General features: G+C 59.1%; 21 protein-coding genes and 1 other RNA gene. 15 read left to right on the top strand and 7 right to left on the bottom strand.

Features of this window, described 5'->3' with window-relative positions; all coding sequences use genetic code 11:
* Together metF and ACQZ6F_RS08375 are read left to right on the top strand one after the other, a co-directional pair.
* A complete protein-coding gene (metF, locus tag ACQZ6F_RS08380) occupies positions 1-903 on the top strand; it encodes a methylenetetrahydrofolate reductase [NAD(P)H] (protein ID WP_449092137.1) in 903 nt (300 codons plus the stop codon).
* Between the two features lie 21 nt (positions 904-924).
* Positions 925-1,224, top strand: a complete 300-nt coding sequence (locus tag ACQZ6F_RS08375; RefSeq protein ID WP_449092138.1) for a hypothetical protein — start codon at positions 925-927, stop codon at positions 1,222-1,224.
* A 223-nt stretch (positions 1,225-1,447) separates the two neighbouring features.
* Here the strand turns inward: ACQZ6F_RS08375 and ACQZ6F_RS08370 are convergent, their stop codons facing one another.
* The 4 genes from ACQZ6F_RS08370 to ACQZ6F_RS08355 all read right to left on the bottom strand — a co-directional run bounded on the left by ACQZ6F_RS08370 (position 1,448) and on the right by ACQZ6F_RS08355 (position 5,696).
* Entirely contained in the window at positions 1,448-2,692 is a 1,245-nt protein-coding gene (locus ACQZ6F_RS08370) for a lytic murein transglycosylase (protein ID WP_449092139.1), read from the bottom strand.
* 73 nt (positions 2,693-2,765) lie between these two features.
* On the bottom strand, positions 2,766-3,563 hold the full coding sequence (locus tag ACQZ6F_RS08365; RefSeq protein WP_077469082.1) for a glycoside hydrolase family 25 protein: 798 nt from the start codon (positions 3,561-3,563) through the stop codon (positions 2,766-2,768).
* 214 nt (positions 3,564-3,777) lie between these two features.
* Positions 3,778-4,452: a class I SAM-dependent methyltransferase gene (locus tag ACQZ6F_RS08360; protein ID WP_449092140.1), complete on the bottom strand. Its 675-nt coding sequence runs from the start codon at positions 4,450-4,452 to the stop codon at positions 3,778-3,780.
* A complete protein-coding gene (locus ACQZ6F_RS08355) occupies positions 4,449-5,696 on the bottom strand; it encodes a DUF3419 family protein (RefSeq protein ID WP_449092141.1) in 1,248 nt (415 codons plus the stop codon). Before ACQZ6F_RS08355 ends, ACQZ6F_RS08360 begins: the two co-directional genes overlap by 4 nt.
* A 191-nt stretch (positions 5,697-5,887) precedes the next feature.
* Here ACQZ6F_RS08355 and ACQZ6F_RS08350 point away from each other — a divergent pair, with 191 nt between their 5' ends.
* Positions 5,888-7,276 (top strand): serine hydrolase domain-containing protein, encoded by a 1,389-nt coding sequence (locus ACQZ6F_RS08350; RefSeq protein ID WP_077469077.1) that lies wholly within the window; start codon positions 5,888-5,890, stop codon positions 7,274-7,276.
* A gap of 29 nt (positions 7,277-7,305) precedes the next feature.
* Here the strand turns inward: ACQZ6F_RS08350 and ACQZ6F_RS08345 are convergent, their stop codons facing one another.
* From ACQZ6F_RS08345 to ACQZ6F_RS08335, 3 genes are all read right to left on the bottom strand, one after another.
* On the bottom strand, positions 7,306-8,448 hold the full coding sequence (locus ACQZ6F_RS08345; RefSeq protein WP_449092142.1) for a transglycosylase SLT domain-containing protein: 1,143 nt from the start codon (positions 8,446-8,448) through the stop codon (positions 7,306-7,308).
* Between the two features lie 133 nt (positions 8,449-8,581).
* Positions 8,582-9,217: a LysE family translocator gene (locus tag ACQZ6F_RS08340; protein WP_449092143.1), complete on the bottom strand. Its 636-nt coding sequence runs from the start codon at positions 9,215-9,217 to the stop codon at positions 8,582-8,584.
* A gap of 80 nt (positions 9,218-9,297) precedes the next feature.
* Positions 9,298-10,509 (bottom strand): pyrophosphate--fructose-6-phosphate 1-phosphotransferase, encoded by a 1,212-nt coding sequence (locus ACQZ6F_RS08335; protein ID WP_449092144.1) that lies wholly within the window; start codon positions 10,507-10,509, stop codon positions 9,298-9,300.
* 288 nt (positions 10,510-10,797) lie between these two features.
* On the opposite strand from ACQZ6F_RS08335, the gene ACQZ6F_RS08330 reads away from it, so the two are divergent.
* The 12 genes from ACQZ6F_RS08330 to mraY all read left to right on the top strand — a co-directional run bounded on the left by ACQZ6F_RS08330 (position 10,798) and on the right by mraY (position 23,141).
* Complete coding sequence (locus ACQZ6F_RS08330) at positions 10,798-11,508, top strand: J domain-containing protein (RefSeq protein ID WP_068398364.1); 711 nt, start codon at positions 10,798-10,800, stop codon at positions 11,506-11,508.
* The gene (locus tag ACQZ6F_RS08325; RefSeq protein ID WP_077469069.1) at positions 11,505-12,266 is read left to right on the top strand and encodes an N-acetylmuramoyl-L-alanine amidase; all 762 of its coding nucleotides are present in this window, start codon (positions 11,505-11,507) and stop codon (positions 12,264-12,266) included. The genes ACQZ6F_RS08330 and ACQZ6F_RS08325 overlap by 4 nt, the downstream gene beginning before the upstream one ends.
* A gap of 266 nt (positions 12,267-12,532) precedes the next feature.
* Positions 12,533-13,090, top strand: a complete 558-nt coding sequence (locus ACQZ6F_RS08320; RefSeq protein WP_077469067.1) for a lytic transglycosylase domain-containing protein — start codon at positions 12,533-12,535, stop codon at positions 13,088-13,090.
* Between the two features lie 82 nt (positions 13,091-13,172).
* The gene (locus tag ACQZ6F_RS08315) at positions 13,173-14,366 is read left to right on the top strand and encodes an NAD(P)/FAD-dependent oxidoreductase (RefSeq protein WP_449092145.1); all 1,194 of its coding nucleotides are present in this window, start codon (positions 13,173-13,175) and stop codon (positions 14,364-14,366) included.
* Between the two features lie 66 nt (positions 14,367-14,432).
* Positions 14,433-14,832: RNase P RNA component class A (gene rnpB / locus ACQZ6F_RS08310), an RNA gene on the top strand.
* A gap of 429 nt (positions 14,833-15,261) precedes the next feature.
* The gene (mraZ, locus tag ACQZ6F_RS08305) at positions 15,262-15,702 is read left to right on the top strand and encodes a division/cell wall cluster transcriptional repressor MraZ (RefSeq protein WP_034476995.1); all 441 of its coding nucleotides are present in this window, start codon (positions 15,262-15,264) and stop codon (positions 15,700-15,702) included.
* 14 nt (positions 15,703-15,716) lie between these two features.
* Positions 15,717-16,742, top strand: a complete 1,026-nt coding sequence (gene rsmH, locus ACQZ6F_RS08300; protein WP_449092146.1) for a 16S rRNA (cytosine(1402)-N(4))-methyltransferase RsmH — start codon at positions 15,717-15,719, stop codon at positions 16,740-16,742.
* 1 nt (position 16,743) lies between these two features.
* Entirely contained in the window at positions 16,744-17,268 is a 525-nt protein-coding gene (ftsL, locus tag ACQZ6F_RS08295; protein ID WP_068398382.1) for a cell division protein FtsL, read from the top strand.
* Entirely contained in the window at positions 17,268-19,022 is a 1,755-nt protein-coding gene (locus ACQZ6F_RS08290; RefSeq protein ID WP_077469059.1) for a peptidoglycan D,D-transpeptidase FtsI family protein, read from the top strand. The genes ftsL and ACQZ6F_RS08290 overlap by 1 nt, the downstream gene beginning before the upstream one ends.
* 65 nt (positions 19,023-19,087) lie before the next feature.
* Positions 19,088-20,551, top strand: coding sequence for a UDP-N-acetylmuramoyl-L-alanyl-D-glutamate--2,6-diaminopimelate ligase (locus tag ACQZ6F_RS08285; RefSeq protein ID WP_449092147.1), 1,464 nt, complete (start codon positions 19,088-19,090; stop codon positions 20,549-20,551).
* Positions 20,548-22,008, top strand: coding sequence for a UDP-N-acetylmuramoylalanyl-D-glutamyl-2,6-diaminopimelate--D-alanyl-D-alanine ligase (locus tag ACQZ6F_RS08280; protein ID WP_449092148.1), 1,461 nt, complete (start codon positions 20,548-20,550; stop codon positions 22,006-22,008). Before ACQZ6F_RS08285 ends, ACQZ6F_RS08280 begins: the two co-directional genes overlap by 4 nt.
* 11 nt (positions 22,009-22,019) lie before the next feature.
* The gene (gene mraY, locus ACQZ6F_RS08275) at positions 22,020-23,141 is read left to right on the top strand and encodes a phospho-N-acetylmuramoyl-pentapeptide-transferase (protein WP_077469054.1); all 1,122 of its coding nucleotides are present in this window, start codon (positions 22,020-22,022) and stop codon (positions 23,139-23,141) included.
* Position 23,142 lies beyond the last annotated feature (1 nt).

The raw sequence follows: 23,142 nt of genomic DNA, 5'->3' as shown, positions 1-23,142 counted from the left end.
ATGTCTTCGAAATCCGAAAACAGCCAGAGCGGCATCCGCATTTCCTTCGAGTTCTTTCCGCCGAAGTCGGAAGAGGCCGAGCAGCAGCTGTGGAATACGGTTGCGGACCTTAGCGATTGGGAGCCCGAATTCGTTTCGGTGACCTACGGGGCAGGCGGGTCTACCAAGGCGCCGACCCTTTCGGCCGTGCGCAAGATGATCCACGAGACGCCGTTCACGACCGCGTCACATCTGACCTGCGTCGGCGCGACCCGTGAGGACACGCATCGGGTCATCGACGAGTTTCTCGCTACCGGCGTTCGCCGTTTCGTTGCCTTGCGCGGCGATCCGCCCGGTGGTGTCGGCTCCGCCTATCAACCGCATCCGGGCGGCTATGCCAACGCGGCCGATCTGGTGGCGGCGCTGCGCGAGCGCGGCGATTTCGATATCTCCGTCTCCGCCTATCCGGAAAAGCATCCCGAGAGCCGCGATACCGCGGCCGACATCGATATGCTGAAGCGCAAGGCTGACAACGGCGCTGATCGTGCCCTGACACAATTCTTCTTCGATAATGACGCCTTCGAGCGTTATCATGATCGCGTTCGTGCTGCCGGCATCGTCATTCCGGTCGTTCCCGGCATCATGCCGATCCAGAACCTGACGCAGCTGAAGCGCTTCGCTGGCGCTTGCGGCACCAGCATTCCGGTGGCGCTCGATCAGCGTTTTGAGGGTCTCGACGAAAATACCGATGAGCGCGCCAGCGTTGCCGCCGATGTGGCCGCAGAGCAGATCCAGGATCTGATGCGCCGGGGCATTCACGAATTTCATCTCTATACGATGAACCGCTCACCGCTCGTCTCCGCTGTCCTGGAGCGCCTGGGGCTTCAGCGCAGGGTGGATGCCCGCGCCGGTGCCGCGGCCTGAAATAGCGATCGAAACGAATGCATGAAAAAGCGCATGCCCGTCTCGGGCATGCGCTTTTCTAATGGAATAGATGTTTTGTTAGCTTTCGGAGTTGGGTCGCCTGTGGGTTTCGCCCCGTCGTCAGATGAAGAGCATCGTTACGACGAAAACGAAGGCCGCACCGACCACCAGGACGTTGATGGATCGCGTCAATCCCATGTCTTCCTCCTTAGTCAGCCGGTAAATTTTATGTCGAAAATGTGTCGCTTGAAAAGTAAATTCGATGCTGCGGCGCGATATGCCGTTTGCATTTTGAATCACTATGCCGTCGCAAATGCTTGATTTTTAGCGCAAAAATGGCACCGTCTCCTGCTCGGTTCGGTTGTGAATAAGTGTTAACACATCATCCGATTTCGGCCGCAGATCACAAATTTTCGCTGTAGGGCCGCACCTCGACGGGCAATCAGCCTCCCCATGCCCGGAGCCGTTCGCCGAAGACGAGTGATGAGATGACAAACAAAAAAGGCGGCTTGTGGCCGCCTTTTCGATCAAGATACAGGTAGGCTCAGAGAGCGTTGAGCAGTGCCGAGGTCGCCCAGCCGTCTGCGGGCATGCCGAGGCGGAACTGTTCCTTCTGGATGGCGATGCGGGTGCCGGAGCCGAGAATGCCGTCGATCTTGCCGACATCGTAGCCACGCGCCACGAGCTTGGTCTGAAGCGCCTTCATGTCGACGTCGTTCAGACCTGGCTCAGGCGTACCCTTGTTGTAGGGAGGAGCGCCGGCAAAACGGGTGGCGAAATAGGCAGCCGATGTCGTGTAGATGAACGACTGGTTCCATCCGAGATAGGTGTTGTAGTTCGGATAGGTCAGGAAAGCCGGGCCTTTGCGGCCCTGCGGCAGAATGAGAGCGGCCGGCAGCGACTCGAACTTCGTATTGCCATCACGTGGTTTGACGCCCAGCTTGAACCAGTCGCCCGCCGTCAGCGTACCGCCGATGCCGGATTTTTCCCATGGGAGATTGTCCGGGACAGCAACCTCCTGCAGCCAGGGTTGGTCGCGTATGAAGCCGAGATGCTGGAGGAACCGTGCCGTGGTCAGGATGACGTCGGGGGCGCTTGTCTTCAGATTGACGTGGCCGTCGCCATCACCATCCGTGCCGTAGGCAATGATGTCGGGCGGCAGCATCTGCGTCTGGCCGATTTCGCCGGCCCATGCACCTGTCGTTGTGGCAGGGTCGACATCGCCGCGCTGCACCAATTCGATCAGCGCGATGAGGCGAGGGCGGAAGAATTCCGGCCGGCGGCAGTCGTGAGCGAGGGTGACCAGGGCGTTGCGGGTGTTGAAATTGCCTTGAACGGCACCGAAATCGGTCTCCATTGCCCAGAAAGCAGTGATGACACCGGGGGGAACACCATAATCCTTTTCAGCCTTGGCGAAGACGTCGGCATATTGCTTCATCTTCTGGCGACCGATATCGAGACGACCCTGGCTGACGGTGCGTTGTGAGAATTCGAGGAAGGTCTGGCGGAATACGCCCTGGCTACGATCCATCGCCAGAACCTTGGGGTCGATCTGCGCGCCGGCAAATGTCTTGTCGGCCGATGCAGCGTCTGCGCCATCGGCAATCGCCTCGGTTTTCACTCCAGCCAGAAAGGCCGCAAGATCGCCGCCGCAGGCCGCTTTGGGAGTAGCGTCGCTGCTTGCGGGCGGCACGGTGGCCGGAGCGGCACTCTGAGCAATCGCCGTGCCGGCGACAGCTGAGGCGAAGATCAACGCGAGCGCGCTGCGTCGAATGGTGTGACGGTCCATGAGCGATCCTCTTTGGTCATAGAATAGGGTCGCTTTCACAGAAGATTGTGACATAAGCAAGAGAGAACTGGTCTCAGTCTGAAGAATTTCCTTGCTTCTGTACTGCCGCCACCCAGTTGTGCCAGTTCTGTTCGGAACCGGCAAACACATTGATATCCATTGGCCCCTTGATGCCGGGGATGACACCGGTGGATGTATACTGCCAGAAGGCCCACTCACGGTCCGCGTAAATCTCCCTCGGATGCTTTGCGACCGAGCGGACCCAGAAGTGGTAATCCTTGAAATAACCGGCGAGATTTTCGCGATGGAAGTCAACCGAAGTGTAGATGATCGGGCGCTTGCCGTAATAGGCTTCGAGGCGATCCATGAAGCGCTTCATTTCCGTCCGCACCGTTTCGGGGGCCGGTCTGGTACGGCAGGTCGGGGAGCTGGGATTCCATTCGACATCGATGACCGGCGGAAGCATTGTGGCGTCCTTCGGTACGTTGCGGATGAACCAGTCTGCCTGATCGTCAGCGGTCGAGCAGAAATAGTAGAAATGATAGGCGGTATGAAGAAGTCCCGCAGCAGCAGCTTGGCGCCAATATTCGGTAAAGCGCGGATCGATCCGATCCTTGCCTTCCGTCGCCTTGATGAAGGCAAAGGCGACGCCGGAGGACTTGACGGCCTGCCAATCAATATCGCCCTGATATTTGGAAATATCGATACCGTGGATTGGATGGCGCCCAGGATGGTCGCGGCCGAAATCCTGCGGCTTGGTATCGCTGAACCTGGTCTTGGCAATGGACGTCGTCGAGAGGGCGTCATAGCCCGTCGTGCAGCCATTCAAGAAAAAGGCGAGCGGCAGTAGGCACAACAAAAGTCGGCGCATGTTTATCCCGTTATGACGCGAGTGACCTGGCTGCCCCAAGATTTGGCTTCCGCAACATGGTCCCCGAGAATCCAGAAGAGCGGCGGACCATGCTGTTTGCAGCCGATCTTGCCACTTTATTCACCATATCAACGTAAAAAATGCGTTATCTTCAAGCAAATTCTTATGCTTGCGACATTGTGTGGATGGATTTTGCGCTGAAATCGCCCGCTGTTCAAGCGGAGTGCTTGGTGACAACGGCTCGCCAGGCGTAGCCACGACCGATTTTTTCGGTCTTGAGCGACATGCCGCGCGCTTTAGCTTTTTCTTCCAGAACGGTGAGGAGATCGGCGCGGGGAGTGACGTGAAACTTCCTCAGCCAGCCTTTGAGGAGGGTCTGGAACCAGTCCGGCAAGCCTTCCTGCTGGCCGAAATCGACGATGTGGAGTTCACCACCCGGCGCGACGGCATCGAGTGATGCATCGATTGCGCTCTTCCAGTCCGGGATCATCGACAGCGCGTAGGAAACCATCACGCGGTCAAAACCGGTGGCATCGAAGTCGGAGGGCGAAAAGGCTGTGGCGTCGGCAACGCGAAAATCCGGCATCTGCTTCAGGCCGCGAAAATTGCTGCGTGCCGAGATCAACATCTCCTGCGAGATGTCCAGACCATAGAGTTTCGCGGAAGGAAAGCGGCGATAGGCCAGCAGCATATTGCGGCCCGTGCCGCAACCGACTTCCAGCAGAGAGCCGCCGTCGGGCACGTTCAGGTGGGCGATGGTGCGATCGCGCCCGAACAGGTAGTATTTGCGGGTCAGGTCATAGATGTGGCGCTGATAACGGTACATGCCGTCCATCAGCCTGGCATGATTGTTGGAACTGGTTTCGATACCCGTGTCCGCCTGGCTCACGCTTTTTTCCCATAGATGTGGAAGCCACCGTAGATGGCCGAACGATCGAGTGCGTTAAGCTCCTGTGAGCGTTCTTCGAAATAGACCCACTGGTCACGGATGGCCGGAGACAGGCGGCCCTCGATGATGCTCTTTTCAGCGGCCGTGCGGAAGATAACGCGGGCGCCTTCGCGGGCCGTGCGGGTGATTTCCGCCCAGAGGCTGTTGAGCTGTTCGTCGGTCATCCAATCCTGGGCATCGAGCAGGATGTAACGGTCGCGCGAGGCGGCGGGCTTGGAAGCGAGCAGCTCGGTGAAGTTGGCATGATGCACGTCGACGCGGTCGGCATTGGCGCGGATCGCAGCATAATGCTCCGGCTTCAGATAGGTGGGCAGGGGTCCCTGATGCTGACCTGCATAACGGCGTGCGAAGGCCTGCCAGGCGAAGTAATTGTCGCGCATCGGGAAATGACAGGCGAGCTTTTCCAGGCGATGCTTCAGCACGGCCGAGATGGAATCGTCGCCGGCAAGGCTTGCTAGCTCGTCATATTGCTGCGGCGGGATGCCGAGACCGAAGAGCGAGCTCTTGCGGCCGAGCAACCAGCGCACCGCCGGCCGATCGAAGATCGGAGCGATCTCGTTTTCGAAGAACTGGCGTTGTTCGCGCAGCGTGCGGGCTTCCGTCATTTTGGCCAGGCGCACGCCATGCAGGCGCGCCAGCACATGGGCTGCACCGATGAAACGGCCTAGGAGGCCGGTCTTGTAGATGTTGCGGTTGAAGACCGTAACGCGGCGGCGGCCGTAGAGATCGCGGCCATCCCAGTAGGATGCCGTCGCAGCATCAAGCCGCGGTGCGATGAACTGGTCAAAGGCGTGGCTGTTGGCGGCAACGCCCGGCGTCGCGAAGAAGCGCACCAGATCGGTGTGGCCGGGCAGCAGCCGGAAGGCCGCGAGCTTCAGCTTGTTCAAGGCGATATGGTGACGGTTGAGGTCAACGACATCGATCGAGGCGGGGCTCTGCGAGAGGTAGGCGAGCATGTTGCAGCCGCCCGAACCGATCGTCACGATGCGATGATGCGACTGAAGCTCCATCGCCTGCATGTCGACATCCGGATCTTCCCAGATCTGCGGATAGACGAGGCCCGAAAACAGCATCCCGAAAAGGCGCTCCGAGAAGCCTGCTTTCGACAGCGCCTTGTGCTGTAGGAGAGCGTCCTTGAGTTTCCGGTTCTTCTGGAGACCGGCATCCGGGGCGAATTCCGTCATCTGAGTCTTGCTACCGATTTTTAAGGTTCAGGGCGTGTAACGCGGCAATGCTACAGTCTGATGACGTGACCTGTTGGTATATCTGGCGCAAACGGGCTGTCGCACCTATTTGAGAAGCCTCGGTGACGATAGGTCTTTCATCTTGCAGCGTTTCCTGATTGTCTCCGCGTACCTTTAGGAGGGTATGTAATATGCGTTTGATTTCGAGAGTGATCGGGGCACTTGTTGTTTTGCTGCTGATCATTGTCGCAGGCGGAGCCGTCTGGCTGTCCGTCTATCCGCCGGAGCTGCTCAGGGTCGGTGATGGCTATGCCGCCAAGATTGTCTGCTCGAACACGTTCGTCGCCAAGCGGGACCCGGATCATGTGCTGGCCGATGATGTGCAGGCTCCCGGAAATCCGGCATTGAAACTCATCCGGGTTTCGGTCGATCGTGACGAGGGGGTGGTCAGAGCACGTTTCCTCGGCATGTTTGCGCCCAATTATGCGCTCTATCGCGGAGCGCTCGGCTGCACTGCTGTGCCCGATGGTGATCTGCAGGCAGCACGCAGCGCCGTCTTCCTCAACAAGATCAAGGCGCCGAAGAGCGATGCGCTTTGGCCGGATGGAGACACGGTCAATCTCGGCCAGGACGAGCAGGGCACCAAGCTCGGCAACATAGTGACCAATCCGGATCTAGCCGGTCCGGCCATGCGTGCGATCGTCGTCGTCAAGGATGGGCATATCGTTGCCGAGGCCTATGGCGACGGCTTCAGCAAGACAACGCCCCTGATTGGCTGGTCGATGACCAAAACGGTCAATGCCGCCATCATCGGCCGCCTCATGCTGACTGGCCGCATGTCTTTCGATGACCAAAATCTCCTTGCGCAATGGAGCGACGATGCGCGCAAGGACATCAAGCTCAGCGATCTCCTCGCCATGGAGAGCGGTCTTGCTTTCAACGAGTCCTATGGCAGTGTTTCCGACGTGACCCGGATGCTCTACCTCGACCCGGATACGACAAGTATCGTCGCCAATGCGCGCCAGGTTGCGGCCCCCGGAGAGCGTTTCAGCTATTCTAGCGGCACTGCTACGCTGCTTTCACGGATCTGGATGAACCGCCTTCCAAATTTGAGTACGGCGATAGCCTATCCGCGCGAGGCGCTCTTTGGGCCGCTCGGTATGCATAGCGCGGTATTCGAAGCCGACGAGCGCGGAACCTTCGTCGGCAGCTCCTATCTCTATGCCAATGCTCGAGACTGGGCGCGCTTCGGCCAGTTCCTGCTCCAGGATGGTGTCTGGAAGGGAAGTCGTCTTCTACCTGAAGGCTTCGTTGGTGCAATGCGCACGCCGACAACGGCTTCCGAAGGCGTGTATTCGCAGGTTCAGGCCTGGCTTGCAGGTCCAGGCGGCTCAAATGCGCAGTTCGGCCTGCCGGCGGATACGTTCTGGATGACCGGTCACGACGGCCAGACTGTCACCATCGTTCCCTCAGCCAATCTGGTCGTGGTGCGCATGGGACTGACACCGACCTGGGCCGATTATCGTCCGCAAATCCTGGTGAAGCGGATCATGGACGTCATAAAGCCGGCCTCGAACTAGGGCCGGCTTCGTAAGCTCTTCTGGAAAATTCAATAGTTGCCGTTGGCGACGTCGCTCAGGCCCTTACGCTTGGCGTCGTAGTAATAGCCGCGGGCGTAGAGCTGGACGGCATTGGCTTCCTTGTTTTCAGCCTTGCTGTCGGCCGTCATCCAGGCACCGCGCAGATATTTGGCGGCGTATTTGATGTTCGTCTCGGCATCGAGCAGGCCGGATGCCGGTCCCTCGTAGCCCATTGACTTGGCGGTGTTGTATTTGATCTGCATCAAGCCGAAATAGCCGGCCCTGTTATAGGCTTTCGGATTGTAGCGGCTCTCGCGGTGAACGACGCGATGGATCAGTGATTCCGGGATCTCGTAAATCTTCGCGTATTTCTGAATGAGCCTCGAGACGTAGCTCTTTTCGGCAGCCGGCACGTCAGAGTCATAATTCTGGGTGGTCATGACAGCCGGAACGACCGTGGGGCCGGTGCTGTCGAAATTGAAATCGTAGTGCGGGCGGTTGTCTGCATAGCGCAGGAGACCGATCTGTGCCGGCGTTGCGAAGGCTACCTCGGCCTGAGCTACGGAATCGGGGCGGGGCGTGGGTACTGCGACCTGGATAGCGCCGACATCCGATGTCATCGGAATGATGGGCTCTGCCTGTACAACTGAACCGGATACCGGCATCAGTGCCGCATCACCAGGACGGGCCGGATTGGGCATCGGGATCGCAACGACTGAAGGAACAAGCGACGCATCGGACGCGGCATAGGCAGCGGCTGCAGTCGTATTGGCTGCAGGAGCGCCTGTCGCTGCGGCGATGGCAACGGCTCCATCGTTGGGAGCGTTTGCTGCTGCTACCATGGGCTGGCCGAAACGGGACTGCGCGGCGTCGATCTGCTGCTGGTTTACTGTACCGGCCGTAACCCGGCCGGACTTTACCATTGCTATCTGCTGTGGCTGGTGCGGCCCGATGAAACCAGGGTTAACTGCGGCCATTGCTACACCGCCGGCAGGCGCAGTTGCGCCACTAGCGGTCAGGCTCGTATTCGGATGCGGCACGTTGGTGTGTGCCGACGGGAGATCTGCCTGAGACGTCTGCTGCTGAGTGCTTGCACACCCGGCAAGAGCGCCGCACATCATTGCCGATACGGCAACGCTGCGCTTCAGGCTGGGAAATCCGATCGCTACCATTCTGTCACTTTCGAAAAAACCAAACCTATCTGCGATGCAATTCGGTCACAGGACCCACAATTCGGTCACAGGATCGATAAAATTATGAATCCCCATTAACCTATCCGTGATCGCGCCGCAACCCTGGCCGACCTCAAGCAGCCATTCGGCGGTATCCGGCGGTCACCGCGCCGGCCGCAATCAACAGGGTTCCGCCCGTTCTGTTCACAGCGCGTTGCACGCTTGCCTTGCGGATAAACCCGCGCGCCATGTCGGCGACAAAGACGTAAACCAGCGAATTCAATGCCGCCAGAGTAAGGAAGGTTGCCTCCAAAATAAGCGTTTGCTCAAGAAATGGCTTCGACATGTCGAGGAACTGCGGCACGAAAGCAACGAAGAAGACGATACTCTTTGGATTTAGGGCTGTCACAACGTAGGCGTGCAGCATAATCTTTAACGGTTTTTCCTCAGGGAGATTGTCGTTATCACCCATCGGCCCGGTCACGATCGGGGCTCGCCAAAGCTTGATTCCGAGGAAGACGAGATAGGCCGCGCCGATGAGCTTGAGAATCGTGAACAGCGATGCCGAGGTAGCGAGGACAGCGCCAAGACCGGCAAGGGAAGCAGTCATCGCCGTGAAGTCGCCGAGCGTCACGCCGGTAACGGTCGCCAGCGCCGTTTTGCGGCCGTGGCCGAGGGCATAGGAGATGACAAGGAGGATAGTCGGGCCTGGTATGGCCAGCATAATGCAGGATGCGGCGGCGAAAGCGAGCCAGGTTTCGATGGACATGGAATCCTCCCCTATTCCTATTTCGCCGCCAGCAAAGACATCGGATTTACGATCCGTCAATCCGGTAGATTAGCAATCCATCAGGCTTGCGCGTATTTTTGTCCGATATGGCCCATCACATCGGTGAACCACTTTTGTGAGATATCGAATGCCTTGCCGCCCTTGATGCGGGGGAATTCGATGACGCGCAGCTTGCCGCCCTGGCCCTCGTCATGGCCGGTAACACCTGATACCTTGTTGAGCGCGCTTTCGACTGCGAGATCGACCATGCCCTGGATCAGGCGGAGATCGTCGCCGTTGGCGGGAGCGGAGCGGGCAAAGTAGCCCGACTTCTGCACCATCGAACGCTCGGCACCGATGATCGAGGCAAATTGCTTCTGGAACCAGCCACCGACATTGATGGTGTCGATCTTCACGTGGCCGAAGGCATCACGCTTGATGGTTTCGCCAGCGGCTTCGCGTTCGGCGACAATGGCGTCAAGCGCCGCGCCTTCCGATACGAACAGCGTTACCTGGCCGGTCTTTTCCATGATGGTCCGCAGGCGCTCGCCTTCTCCTTCGATGTCGAAGTCCAGTTCGGGCAGATAGAGGCCGTCGATGCTCTTCATCTGGGCATTCATCATGAAGCCATCGACATACTCGTTGGCGCTGGTCTTCTGGATATAGGCGCGGGCAGTGGCTGCCGTCAGCCAGCCACAGTGGCGTCCCATCACTTCATGGATGACCAAGGTGCGAGGCGCTGCGGTCTGTTCGTTGCTGACATTGTCAAAGAAATGCGCGCCGACTTCGGCTGCCGTCCAGGCGCCGAGAGACTGGCGGATCGGCACGACGTCGTTGTCGACCGTTTTCGGCAGGCCAACCACGGTCAGATCGTAGCCGTTGGCGCCGAGATAGGCGGCGAGATCGGCCGCAGTCGTATTGGTGTCGTCACCGCCGATCGTATGAAGAATGGTGACGCCATCGGATGCGAGGCGCTCGGCTGCGACGCGCAGCGGGTTTTCACCTTCCTTGACCAGGCCGCGCTTGACGCAGTCGGCGGCATTGGTGAGTTTTACGCGGCTGTTGCCGATCGGCGAACCGCCATAGCGATGCAGAAGGTGGGCGCGCTCGCGCATGGCCGGTGTCACCGCGATGCTGTCGGCCAGCAGAACTCCCTGGTAGCCAGAACGATAGGCTATCATGTCGAGATCGGGCGCCACGTCGGTATAGCGCTGGATCAGCCCTCCAACGGCTGAGGACAGGCAGGGCGCCAATCCACCGGCGGTGAGCATTGCGACTTTTTGTTTGGCCATGGAGATCCTCCTTGCAGTCAAGCTGCTTCATTTCGATGGTTGCCGTGGGAATGGATGCGACAGGTGTGCATGGCTGTAAAGTAAAGAATTTACGAAATCCGCGGTTTGTTTCGCCCCTCAAGCGCGGTTGGATGCGCTCGCATCGGGTCGAGGAACGCAGGCGCAGAATACGCTATCGTTACCAAATTGTGAAAAGTGTTTTCGGCCTTGCGACGAATGGACAGCTTGCAATGGCAACCATTATTTGATCAAGGTATTCTACTGTTTACGGAGCCGTTTGGACTACATATGTCGTTTTGGGAAAAATTGCTGAATGCTATCGGTAGCACTGCCGGCAATGCCCTGTCGGCGGTGGTCGAAGCTATCCGCACCGTGTTCGAGGGTGATCCTGAAACGCGCCGCAAGGTGGCATTTTCCGTCGCAATCATCGCGCTTTCTGCCAAGATGGCGAAGGCAGACGGCGTGGTGACGGAAAAGGAGGTCAATGCGTTTCGCGAGATCTTCGAGTTCCCGCCGGATCAGGCCAAAAACGTTGCCCGGCTTTACAATCTTGCTCGGCAGGATGTGGCTGGCTACGAGGCCTATGCGGAGCGGCTCTCGACCCTTTGCGAGACCTGCACCAAGGATTGCCCGGTACTGGAAGACGTGCTCGACGGTCTGTTCCATATCGCCAAGGCCGACGGGCTGATCCACGAAAGTGAGATGGCCTTCCTGCAGCATGTCGCCCAGATATTCCATATGAGCGAAGAGCGGTTCGACCAGATCATGGCTCGCCACGTGATTGCCGGTGGCCGTGACCCCTACAGGGTGCTGGGCGTATCGCGTCAGGACGATTTTCCGACGATCCGTCGCCGGTATCATGGTCTCGTCTATGAGAACCATCCAGACCGCCTCTATTCGCGCGGCGTGCCGGAAGAGTTCCAGGCCATAGCCAATGAGCGCATGGCGGCCCTGAATGCGGCTTACGCCGAGATCGAGAAAGAACGCCGCGCGGCATGAGTGCATTCCCGGCCGACTTTGCGGGCGCCAAGGTACAGCCGTCGCCGAACCATGGCGAGCGGCAGGATGGGCGCAAACCCGAGATCATCCTTCTGCATTACACCGGCATGGGGACTGCGGAAGGTGCTCTGGATTGGCTCTGTCGGAGCGAGAGCCAGGTATCGAGCCATTATTTCATCTTCGAGGATGGACGGGTCATGCAGCTCGTGCCGGAAGAGCGCCGCGCCTGGCATGCAGGCAAGAGCGCATGGCACGGCGAGGCTGATATAAACTCGCTGTCGATCGGCATTGAAATCGCCAATGCCGGCCATCCCGGCGGGCTGCCTGAATTCCCTGATGCGCAGATCGAAGCGGTCATCGAACTGTGTCGCGATTGCGGCCAACGCTGGGCAATCGCGCCTGAACGGGTGCTTGGACACTCCGATGTCGCCCCTGTACGCAAGGTCGATCCGGGCGAGAAATTCCCCTGGGCTCGGCTGGCTGCGGCAGGTGTCGGGCACTGGGTGGAGCCGACGCCGATCACGGGCGGACGGTTTTTCCAGAAGGGGGATGTGGGGCAGCCTATCGAGGCCCTGCAGTCCATGCTGTCGCTCTATGGGTACGGAACTGAAATCACAGGCGAATTCTCGGAAAAGCTGAAGGGAGAAGTGGAGGCTTTCCAGCGCCATTTCCGTCCCGAGCGCGTCGACGGTATCGCCGATTTTTCGACGATCGATACGCTTCACCGCCTTCTGTCGGCATTGCCTCGTTTCTCATAAGAAAGTGGCCGAGGGCGGCAATATCTATAGCCGGCTATAAGTCGAAAACCGCGTAACCCCCTGCTGCGCCACATCATTTCCCTATTATCTCCGCATTGCACTGGTCTAACCACGCTCGCTAAACGGCGGCCGCGCAGTTTGGTTTTGTGTGTCGCGCGGTCGTAACGACTAATGGGGACTGTGCACTCCGGCGGCTCTTTTTGCCTCCAGCCGGACGTGACGGCTTGACGCTGTCCGCGGTCCCGCGCCTGGAGACAAAAGACTACATGAAAAATTTGATTGTTGCGGCTGCAGCATGCGTTGGCGTGCTGCTCGTAGGGAATGATTCTGCCTTTGCAGGCCAGCGTGATGCGAAGCAGCGAACGGTTCCGCTCAAGACCGTCAGCCGCACCACCGGCTTTCCGGTCCCGAATGTTCCCGCCGAATTACGGCAGGTAGAAAATTCCTTCGTCCGGCAGAATGGCTACTCCGCACTGATTGCCAAATATGCCAAGCAGAATGGCGTGGCGGTTGAATTGGCGACCGCGGTCATCCAGATTGAAAGCAATTTCAATGCAAAGACGCGCGGGAGCGCTGGAGAAATCGGCCTGATGCAGATCAAGCCGGCGACTGCCCGGCTGATGGGCTATTCGGGCCGCACCAAAGGGCTCTACGATCCCGAGACGAACATCAAGTTCGGCATGAAGTATCTTGCCATGGCGCAGAATCTCGGCGGCGGCGCTACCTGCAATACCATCCTCAAATACAATGCCGGCCATGGCGCGACGCGGATGAACCCGATCTCGAAGCGCTATTGCGGCAAGGTCTTGGCGCTTCTGGATTGACATGCGATCCTATCCACATTGCGGGTAGGGTGGCCTTGTTTTCCATGCTATCGAACCCGCAGTGAATTGCGAGGGACATAGCATGGCAGCGGATTTCAGGTTCATCGTCGTCGGTCGAGGAATGATGGGAGCTGCTGCTGCCCGTCATCTCGCGAGGCAAACGGATGGCATTGCGGTTATCGGGCCGGACGAGCCCGAGGATCGCGCCAGCCATCAGGGCGTCTTCGGCAGCCACTATGACGAAGGCCGCATTACCCGCACCATCGATCCCGATACCGATTGGGCTCGCCTCGCGAACCGTTCGATCAGCCGTTATGCGGAAATCGAACGGGATAGCGGCATCCAGTTCTATGCTCCCGTCGGTTGCCTGGTGGCAGGACCGAAGCGGGGCGGCGACAATGATTATGTCGGTGACGTCGTTGACGCTGCAGGGCGGCTGGGCGTTCAGTCCGAGATTTTCGACGATGCCGGGCTCCAGGCCAAGTTTCCGTTTTTCTCGTTCGCACCCGCAAGCGAAGGGGTCTATGAGCCTCACGGCGCCGGCTATATCAGCCCAAGGCGGCTGGTGAAGGCGCAATCCCTGCTGGCGGAAAAGGCGGGAGCACGGGTCATCAAGCAGACGGCCCAGTCGATCCGCGACGAGAATGGACTCGCGGTTGTCACCACCGCCGAAGGCTCGACATTCAGCGCGGAGAAGGTGCTGCTGGCTGCCGGCGGATTCTCCATTGCCGAGAATCTCTTGCCGCGACCTGTTGAGATGAAGGTTTATGGCCGCACGGTCACCTTTTTCGAGGTGAGCGAGGGAGAGGCAGAGGCACTTTCCGGCATGCCGTCGCTGATATCGGTAAGGCCTGATGACGTCGACAGCATCTACATGCTGCCGCCGATCCTCTACCCGGATGGCAAATACTACATCAAGATCGGCGGCGATCCGGATGACCTGCAGTTCGAAACCGAGTCCGAATTGCGCAGTTGGTTCCGCACCGCCGGTCGTGACAAGGCACGCGAGCATCTGGTGCGGATATTCCACGATCTCGTTCCAAGCGTCGCCCGCCCGCCCGCCTTCACCAATTCCTGCGCGGTTTCCTACTCACCATCAGGCTACCCGATGATCGGCTACACGTCGTCGCCGCGTGTTGCGGTCTTGACGGGCGGTTGCGGCACGGCCGCGAAGAGCTCGGACGAGATCGGACGGCTGGGAGCGGAGCTGTTGCTTGCAGGTCGAATCAAGGACGAAGGCTACAGCACAGATTTCTCTGCGCATTTCCGTAATTGATGTCGAGCGCTGCGGCGCCACATATTTCGGTGGCAATTGCCAGCCGTCTCGGTTAATGAGCCAGTGCCAGTTGGCCGGGCAGCCGCGCTTCATCAATGTCGAAAGACGATGAGGTGAGGAAAGTCCGGGCTCCACGGAAACACGGTGCCGGATAACGTCCGGCGAGGGCAACCTCAGGGAAAGTGCCACAGAAAGCAAACCGCCCGGTCTCAGGATCGGGTAAGGGTGAAAGGGTGGGGTAAGAGCCCACCGCGTCTCTGGAAACAGCGACGGCACGGAAAACCCCACCGGGAGCAAAACCGAATAGGGATGACGCGGGGCGCGCAAGCGCTCCAGCCCGTTTCCGGGCCGGTCATCCGGGTGGGTTGCAAGAGGCGTCGCGCAAGCGCCGTCCCAGATGAATGGCTGCCACGTTCCGGTCTCGGCCGGAGCCATACAGAACCCGGCTTACAGGCCAACTGGCAAATCAACACGCTCTTTCAACAAGGCGTTTTCTGCTCTCCGAAAATATTTCCGAGGGCGCTTGGACGCCCTGGATTTCCGGGGTTTCCAACGATTGCCGGTGAGAGTTTTCGCCTGTGAAAACAATCCGTTTCGAGACGTCGGCTGAAGGCATTCCTAACCTTTCGTTAAACTTAACGGCTTATGAATATTCAAGCTGTGGCCGCGCCTGATGCGGCTTCATCCCATTGACGCCCATATGGTCCCATGGTATCCCAAAAGAACACTGCATACGGGCAAATCAGAGCCCAATCATCGCAAAGCCATGATTGCTCCCGTTCCGGGGGTGTCGAAGGGGTGTTCGCTCTTTCGGCTTGCGAAGCTGTGTCCGATTTTGGCTGTGTCTGCGGGCGAATGATTGCTCGCGGAACATGGGGGACGGGTGTTTCGCGTCATGAACCGCTTCCTGTCGAATGCGACCAACCGGATCGATGCCAAGGGGCGGGTTTCCGTGCCTGCGGCGTTTCGTTCCGTGCTGGCCGAACGCAATATCCAGGAGCTGTATTGTTTCCAGGATTTTGTGTTTCCGGCGATCAGTGTCGGCGGCCTCGATCTGCTCGATCGTTTCGAGCGGCAGATTGCGGCGGACGATCCTTTTTCGCCGGCGGCGAACCAGATGTCGCTCCTCATTCATGGGGGCGGGGTCTTTATGAAGCTCGATGCGGAAGGTCGGTTGATGATTACGGATTTCATCCGCGACTTCACCGGCATATCAGGCGATGTGACATTCGTCGGACGGGCGGATCATTTTCAATTATGGCGACCGGAGGCTTTCCTGGCCTTGCAGGCGCAGGCACGAGAGGAGCGCAGGCTGGCGGGCAGGCGCTCGGAATAGAGCGGGGAAACGGAATGGCGGCGAATTCAGGCGGAGGTTCTACTGATGCCGATGGCGGACCGGTTCGCCACATTCCGGTTCTTCTTTCGGAGGTGATCGAGGCGCTGGCCCCATTGCCTGGCAAGGTCATTCTCGATGGAACCTTTGGGGCTGGCGGTTATACCTCGGCCATTCTGGCTGGCGGCGCCGAAGTTATCGCGCTTGATCGCGATCCGACGGCGATTGCGGCGGGGCAGGTGCTTGTCGCTGCCCATGCAGGCCGGCTTAAGCTCATTCAGTCGCAGTTTTCGCAGCTTGCAGATCATGCTCCGGAAGGTGGGCTTGATGGTGTCGTCCTCGATATCGGCGTCTCCTCCATGCAGATCGATGAAGCGGAGCGTGGTTTTTCCTTCAACAAGAATGGCCCGCTCGACATGCGCATGTCAGCGAACGGCGTGTCGGCAGCCGATGTCGTCAACCGCGCCAAGCTTGCCGATCTCATTCGCATCTTCGTGTTTCTGGGTGAGGAAAAGCAGGCGCCGCGCATCGCCCATGCGATCGAGAAGCGCCGCGCCGAGGCTCCTTTCGTTACCACCCGCGATCTGGCCGGTTTGATCGAAGTTGTGACGCCGCGCAAGGCCAAGGACAAGATCCATCCCGCCACACGGGTTTTCCAGGCCCTGCGCATCTTCGTCAATGATGAGCTTGGCGAGCTGGCGCAGGCGCTGTTTGCAGCCGAGCGTGCGCTCAAGCCGGGTGGCCGCCTCGTCGTTGTGACCTTTCATTCGCTGGAAGACCGGATCGTCAAGAAGTTCTTTGCGGATCGCTCCGGCCGGGCCGTCGGATCGCGTCATATGCCTGTTGTAACTGAGCGGCCGGCGACTTTCGAGCCGGTCGGCAAGTCGATGATTTCTGCGAGCGATGCCGAGGCGGACCTCAATCCGCGCGCACGCTCAGCCAAATTGCGGGCGGGGGTTCGCACGTTGGCGCCGGCGGAGATTGCAGATCTTTCTATCTTCGATCTGCCCAATCTCGCCAGTCTCGGAAAGCTCGGGGGGTGAAATGCTGAAGACTTTTGACATCGTGCTGATTGGCGTCATGACGGCGATGGCCAGCGTGACCTATACGATCAAGCACCGAGCCGAGCTGAAGCTGGAAGAGGTTCATCGCCTCGAGGCCGATATCAAGCTTGAGAAGGACACGATCGAACTCCTCAAGGCGGACTGGGCGCTCGTTTCGCAGCCGAACCGTCTCGAGCGTCTCGTCAACAATTACAGCAACGAGCTTCAATTGCAGCCGACCCTCTCGACGGCGATCGTTCAGCCAAGCGAGCTACCGATGCTGCGCTCGCAGGTCCCGCCTCCGATCGTGGCGGATGCGAAGGATGGCACCAAGACCGGCAAGCCAACCGGTTCCAAGGGCAATACCGTTGTGGCATCGAAAAACGGTGACACGACCGATGCGGAGATCAGGAAGGCTATCGCCGATGTGGCAGCCGCCCCTGCGCCACGACCCAAGTCGCCTGCTTTGGCTAAACGCAAGAAGCCAGATGTCGACAATATCGCAACCGGATCGGTGGAGGAATAATGTCTTTTCTCTCCCGTATCATGATCTTGAAGAGCAAGGCGCACTTCTCCACCGACGGCAACAATCGGCCGAACGATCGCTCTTCCCGTTCGACGTTCGAAGGGGCTCGCAAGCGTAAATCCAATCAGGCCAGAAGCCGCGTCGTTCTGTTGGTGGGCAGCTTTATCGCCATCTATTGCGTGATCGGTGGCCGGCTCGCCCAGTTCGCCATGACGCCACCGGAGACCACATCCAGCATCCTGCCGCCGGATCGTCTGATGGCCTCGCGCCCTGACATTGTCGACCGCAATGGTGCGCTGCTGGCGACCGACATCCGTACCGTCTCGCTGTTTGCCGAGCCGAACAAGATTATCGACGCCGATGAAGCTGTCGAGGAGTTGCGTACGGTTCTGCCGGATCTCGATGCAAAATCCACCTACAAGAAACTTTCCGCCAAGACCTCGCATTTTGCCTGGCTCCGCCGGCAGCTGACGCCTAAGCAGCAGAGCCAGATTCTGGCGCTCGGTATTCCCGGCATCGGCTTCCGCCCCGAGAAGCGTCGCTTCTATCCGGGCGGCTCTACCGCCCCCCATATTCTCGGCTACGTAAACATCGACAATCGCGGTGTTTCCGGCATGGAGAAATATATCGACGATCAGGGACTTGCCGACCTTGCTGCCGCCGGTATGACCAACAGCCAGCCCCTCCAGCCGGTGAAGCTTTCGATCGATCTGCGTGTGCAGGGCATCGTCCGCGATGCCGTCGTCAATGCGGTCAAGAATTTCCAGGCAAAGGGTGCAGGCGCGGCGATACTCGACGTCCACACGGGCGAGGTTCTCGGCATGGCTTCGGCGCCGGACTTCGATCCGAACTATCCCAACGAAGGCGCTACGGAAGGCTGGCTCAACCGCATGACGAACGGCACGTTCGAAATGGGATCGACCTTCAAGACCTTCACCATGGCCATGGCGCTCGACGACGGCAAGGTAACGTTGCGCGATGCCTTCGATGCCACCAACCCCATCCGCATCGGCGGATTTACCATCAAGGATTTCCACGGCCAGCGTCGCGTTTTGACCGTTCCTGAAATTTTCCAGTACTCCTCGAACATCGGCACGGCCAAGATTGCCGATATCGTCGGTATCGATGGTCACAAGGAATTCCTCACCCGCATCGGCCTGCTCTCGAAGATGCAGACCGAATTGCCCGAGGTGAAAATGCCGTCGCAGCCACGCGTCTGGAAGAAGATCAATTCTATCACGATCTCCTTCGGTCACGGTGTCTCCACGACACCTCTGCAGACAGCGGTCGCGGGAGCGGCACTCGTTAATGGCGGTAAGCTGATCGAGCCGACCTTCCTGCCGCGCACGCGCGACCAGGCTGACGCAATCGCCAGAATGGTCGTCAAGAAGAGCACCAGCGATGACATCCGCTACCTGCTCGAATTCAACGGCACCAGGGGCTCGGGTCGTAACGCCCGCGTTCCCGGCTATAATGTCGGCAGCAAGACCGGCACGGCCGATAAGGTGGTCAACGGCCGATATTCCAATACGCTGAACTTCAATACCTTCATGGCGGTGTTTCCGATCGACAATCCCCAATACATCGTCATGACCTTTATTGACGAGCCGAAGAGCGGCGAGCGCGGCGGCGGGACGATTTCAGCCTACACAGCCTTGCCGATCGCCCGTGATATCGTCGCCCGTTCGGCGCCGATTCTCGGAGTGCAGCCCAGTTTTGGAAAAGATGACTCGGCCTTGCTGGCGTCTTATTAAGCGTGGAAGAATACACGGGTCGATTCGCGAGAGGGTGGGTCGATCAAAAGCGAAAAGTATAGTCGATGAAACTGCGGGATATCGCCGGAGATGGATTTCCGGAAATCAACACACAGGTTGGCGGAGCGCTTGGCGATCTCGAAATAACCGGCATTTCCGCCGACAGCCGTAACGTCTCGCCGGGCATGGCCTTTGTCGCCGTCGCCGGCACGAAGGCAAACGGCGCGAGCTTCATCGCCGATGCGATTTCACGCGGAGCTTCCATTATCGTCGCCGGTCCCGGAGCCGCCGTAAATGGTGCGCCGTTGCTGTCTGTTTCTGAGCCGCGCCGCTTTCTGGCGATAGCCGCCTCGCACTTCTATGGGCGACAGCCGGAAACCATGGTTGCGGTAACCGGTACCGCCGGCAAGACCTCCGTCGCGTCCTTCACGCGGCAGATCTGGGCTTTTGCCGGTCACCCGGCGGCAATGATCGGCACGACGGGTGTCGTTTCACCAACCCGCAATGAATATGGTTCGCTGACGACGCCGGATCCGGCATCGCTGCACGAACTGCTTGCCGAACTTGCCGATGAAGGCGTGACCCACGCGGCCATGGAGGCATCCAGCCACGGCCTCGATCAATTCCGCCTCGACGGCGTCAGGCTTACCGCCGCGGCCTTCACCAATCTCGGTCGCGACCACATGGACTATCATCCCACGGTCGAGGACTACATGGCCGCGAAGATGCGGCTGTTCAGGGATTTGTTGCCGAAGGGCTCGCCCGCAGTGATTTTTGCCGATGATGCCTGGTCGGCCCAAGCGATTGCCGCCGCTCGCGACGCCGGGCAGGATGTGCGCACGGTCGGGCGCAAGGGTGATTTTCTGACACTGAAGCGCGTCGAGCATTTCCGCCACAAGCAGATTGCCGAAGTTCATTTCGGCGATGAGATTTTCGAGATCCATATTCCGCTGGCCGGTGACTTCCAGGTCGCTAATGCGCTTGTTGCGGCTGGTCTTGCCATTTCAACGGGTGTCGCTGCATCGGTCGCCATGGCAGCGCTCGAGAAGCTTGTCGGTGCATCCGGCCGTCTGGAGCTCGTCGGCCATACGCACGACGGCGCTTTGGCCTATGTCGACTACGCTCACAAGCCGGACGCTCTGGAAAATGTTCTGAATTCGGTACGGCCGTTCACGACGGGCAGGGTGATCGTTGTTTTTGGCTGCGGTGGCGACCGAGATCGCGGCAAGCGCCCGATCATGGGTGAAATTGCCTGCCGTCTCGCCGATGTCGTCGTGGTCACCGATGACAATCCGCGTTCGGAAGATCCGGGTGCCATCCGTACCGAGATCATGGCGGCTGCTGCATGTGCTACTGAGATCGGCGATCGCGCCGAGGCGATCCGCAAGGCGGTCGGCATGCTGAAATCCGGCGATACGCTGATTGTCGCCGGCAAGGGGCATGAGGAAGGTCAGACGATCGGCAGCGTGACGCTGCCGTTCTCGGACCACGCCGAACTGCGCAAAGCATTGGAGGAATTGAAGTCTTGAACTGGCTATGGACTACTGAGGATCTGATCACCGCAATCTCGGGCCGCTTCATAGGAACGCTGCCTCAGGGCATTACGGGCATTTCCATAGACAGTCGTTCCATCAAGCCGGGCGAGGCTTTCTTTGCCATCAAGGGCGATCGTGTCGACGGCCATGACTATGCCAATATCGCCATGGCGAATGGCGCGGCCTTCATCGTGATCAGCGAAGCGCGTTTGCCGGCCATGGGCAGCCTTGCCGTACCGAAGGTCGTCGTCGAGGATGTCTTGGCGGCTCTGGCGCGACTGGGCGTCGCGGCCCGTCAGCGGACGCAGGCCAAGATCATTGCCGTCACCGGCTCCGTCGGCAAGACGACGACGAAGGAGATGCTGCGGCGTACGCTTGAACCCTCGGGCAAAGTTCATGCCTCCGTTGCCTCGTTCAACAATCACTGGGGTGTTCCGCTCACGCTTGCGCGCATGCCGGAAGATACTGACTTCGGTGTTTTCGAAATCGGCATGAACCATCCCGAGGAAATCAGGCCTCTGGTCAAGATGGTGCAGCCGCATGTGGCGATCATCACCACGATCGCACCGGCGCATCTCGGCAATTTCAACAGCATCACGGAGATCGCAGCCGCCAAGGCGGAGATTTTTGACGGCGTCGTGCCGGGCGGTCATGCCATTCTCAACCACGACAATGATCAGTTCGAGATGCTGGAGCAGGCGGCCATAGCAGCCGGCATCGAACATGTGCACAGCTTCGGCCAGCACGCCAAGGCCGATGTTCGTCTCGCTGAATTCAACGCTTCGGAAGAAAATTCGACGCTGTGGCTGACCATCGGTGGCGAGACCATGGAAGTGGCAATCGGCGCACCGGGCCGTCACATTGCCGAAAACGCGCTTGCCGTCCTCGGCGCTGTCATGCTCGTGGAGGCCGATCTCGACAAGGCTATCGATGCACTCGCAGACCTGCAGCCGGAAAAGGGCAGGGGACAGCGCCATAAGCGCGCGATCGGCAACGGCTACTTCACGCTGATCGACGAAAGCTACAATGCCAATCCTGCATCCATGCGCGCGGCTATCGCGCTGCTGGCGACGACATCGCCGAATGCGGGTTTCGGTGGTCGCACGGGCAGGCGGATCGCTGTTCTCGGCGATATGTTGGAAATGGGGGATTATGCCCAGCGTGTACATGCAAACCTTGCCGGACCGCTTCTGGCGGCCGGGATCGAGCATGTCTGGCTGGCGGGTCCGGAGATGGCGGCTTTGAGGGATGAGCTGCCGGAAAGTGTTCATGTCGAATATCGGGAGACGACGGAGGAACTCTCGGTATTCGCGCTCAATACTGTCGCCCCTGGCGACGTGTTGATGGTGAAATCGTCGCTGGGAATGGGGTTTGGAAAGATCGTTGCGGGCTTGCTTGACAAGTTTCCCGCATTTTCCGACACGGGCACTCACACCCATCAGGGGCTTTAGAAAGGGCTCGCATGCTGATCTGGCTAGCCGAACTGTCGGACCATATTCATTTTTTCAGTACTCATTTCAGATTTCTCAATCTGTTCAGATACATCACGTTCCGTACCGGCGGCGCTCTCTTCACGTCTGCGTTCATCGTTTTCCTCTTCGGGCCGCGAATCATCTCCTCCCTACGCGTACGTCAGGGCAAGGGACAGCCGATTCGCGCGGACGGTCCGCAGACTCACTTCAAGAAAGCCGGCACACCGACCATGGGCGGTCTGATGATCCTTGCGGGGATCGTCGTCTCGTCGCTGTTGTGGGCCGACCTTGCCAATGTCTATGTCGTCGCCACCTTGCTGGTGACCCTCGGCTTTGGTGCAATCGGTTTCTACGACGACTATCTCAAGGTGACGAAGCAGAGCGACAAGGGATTTTCCGGCCGCGCGCGTCTCGGCATCGAATTCGTCATCGCGGCTATCGCTGTGTATTTCATGATGACCACGGCGCTGTCTTCCGGACCTGCCGGCTCGACCTTCGGCTCATCGATCGCCTTCCCCTTCTTCAAGAGCCTGCTGCTTAATCTCGGCATGTTCTTCGTGTTCTTCGGCGCTTTCGTCATCGTCGCGGCCGGTAATGCTGTCAACCTGACGGATGGTCTTGATGGGCTTGCCATCGTGCCTGTCATGATCGCGGCCGCTTCCTTCGGCGTCATTGCTTATCTTGCCGGCAACTTTGTCTTTGCCGATTATCTGGCGATCAATTTCGTGCCGGGTACGGGCGAGTTGGCGGTGGTTCTCGGCGCAGTTATCGGTGCGGGTCTCGGCTTTCTCTGGTTCAATGCGCCGCCGGCTGCGATCTTCATGGGTGACACCGGCTCGCTGGCGCTGGGCGGCCTGATCGGCTCGGTTGCCGTCGCCACCAAGCACGAGATCGTTATGGCGATCATTGGCGGTCTGTTCGTGCTTGAGGCGCTTTCAGTCATCATCCAGGTCGGCTTTTTCAAGCTGACCAGACGCCGCGTCTTCCTGATGGCGCCGATCCACCATCATTTCGAAAAGAAGGGTTGGACGGAGAGTCAGGTTGTCGTGCGGTTCTGGATCGTTGCGGTCATCCTGGCCATGGTCGGCCTCTCCACCCTGAAGCTGCGGTGAG

Source organism: Rhizobium sp. A22-96, from assembly GCF_053521805.1.
This window is presented reverse-complemented; position numbering and strand designations above follow the sequence as displayed.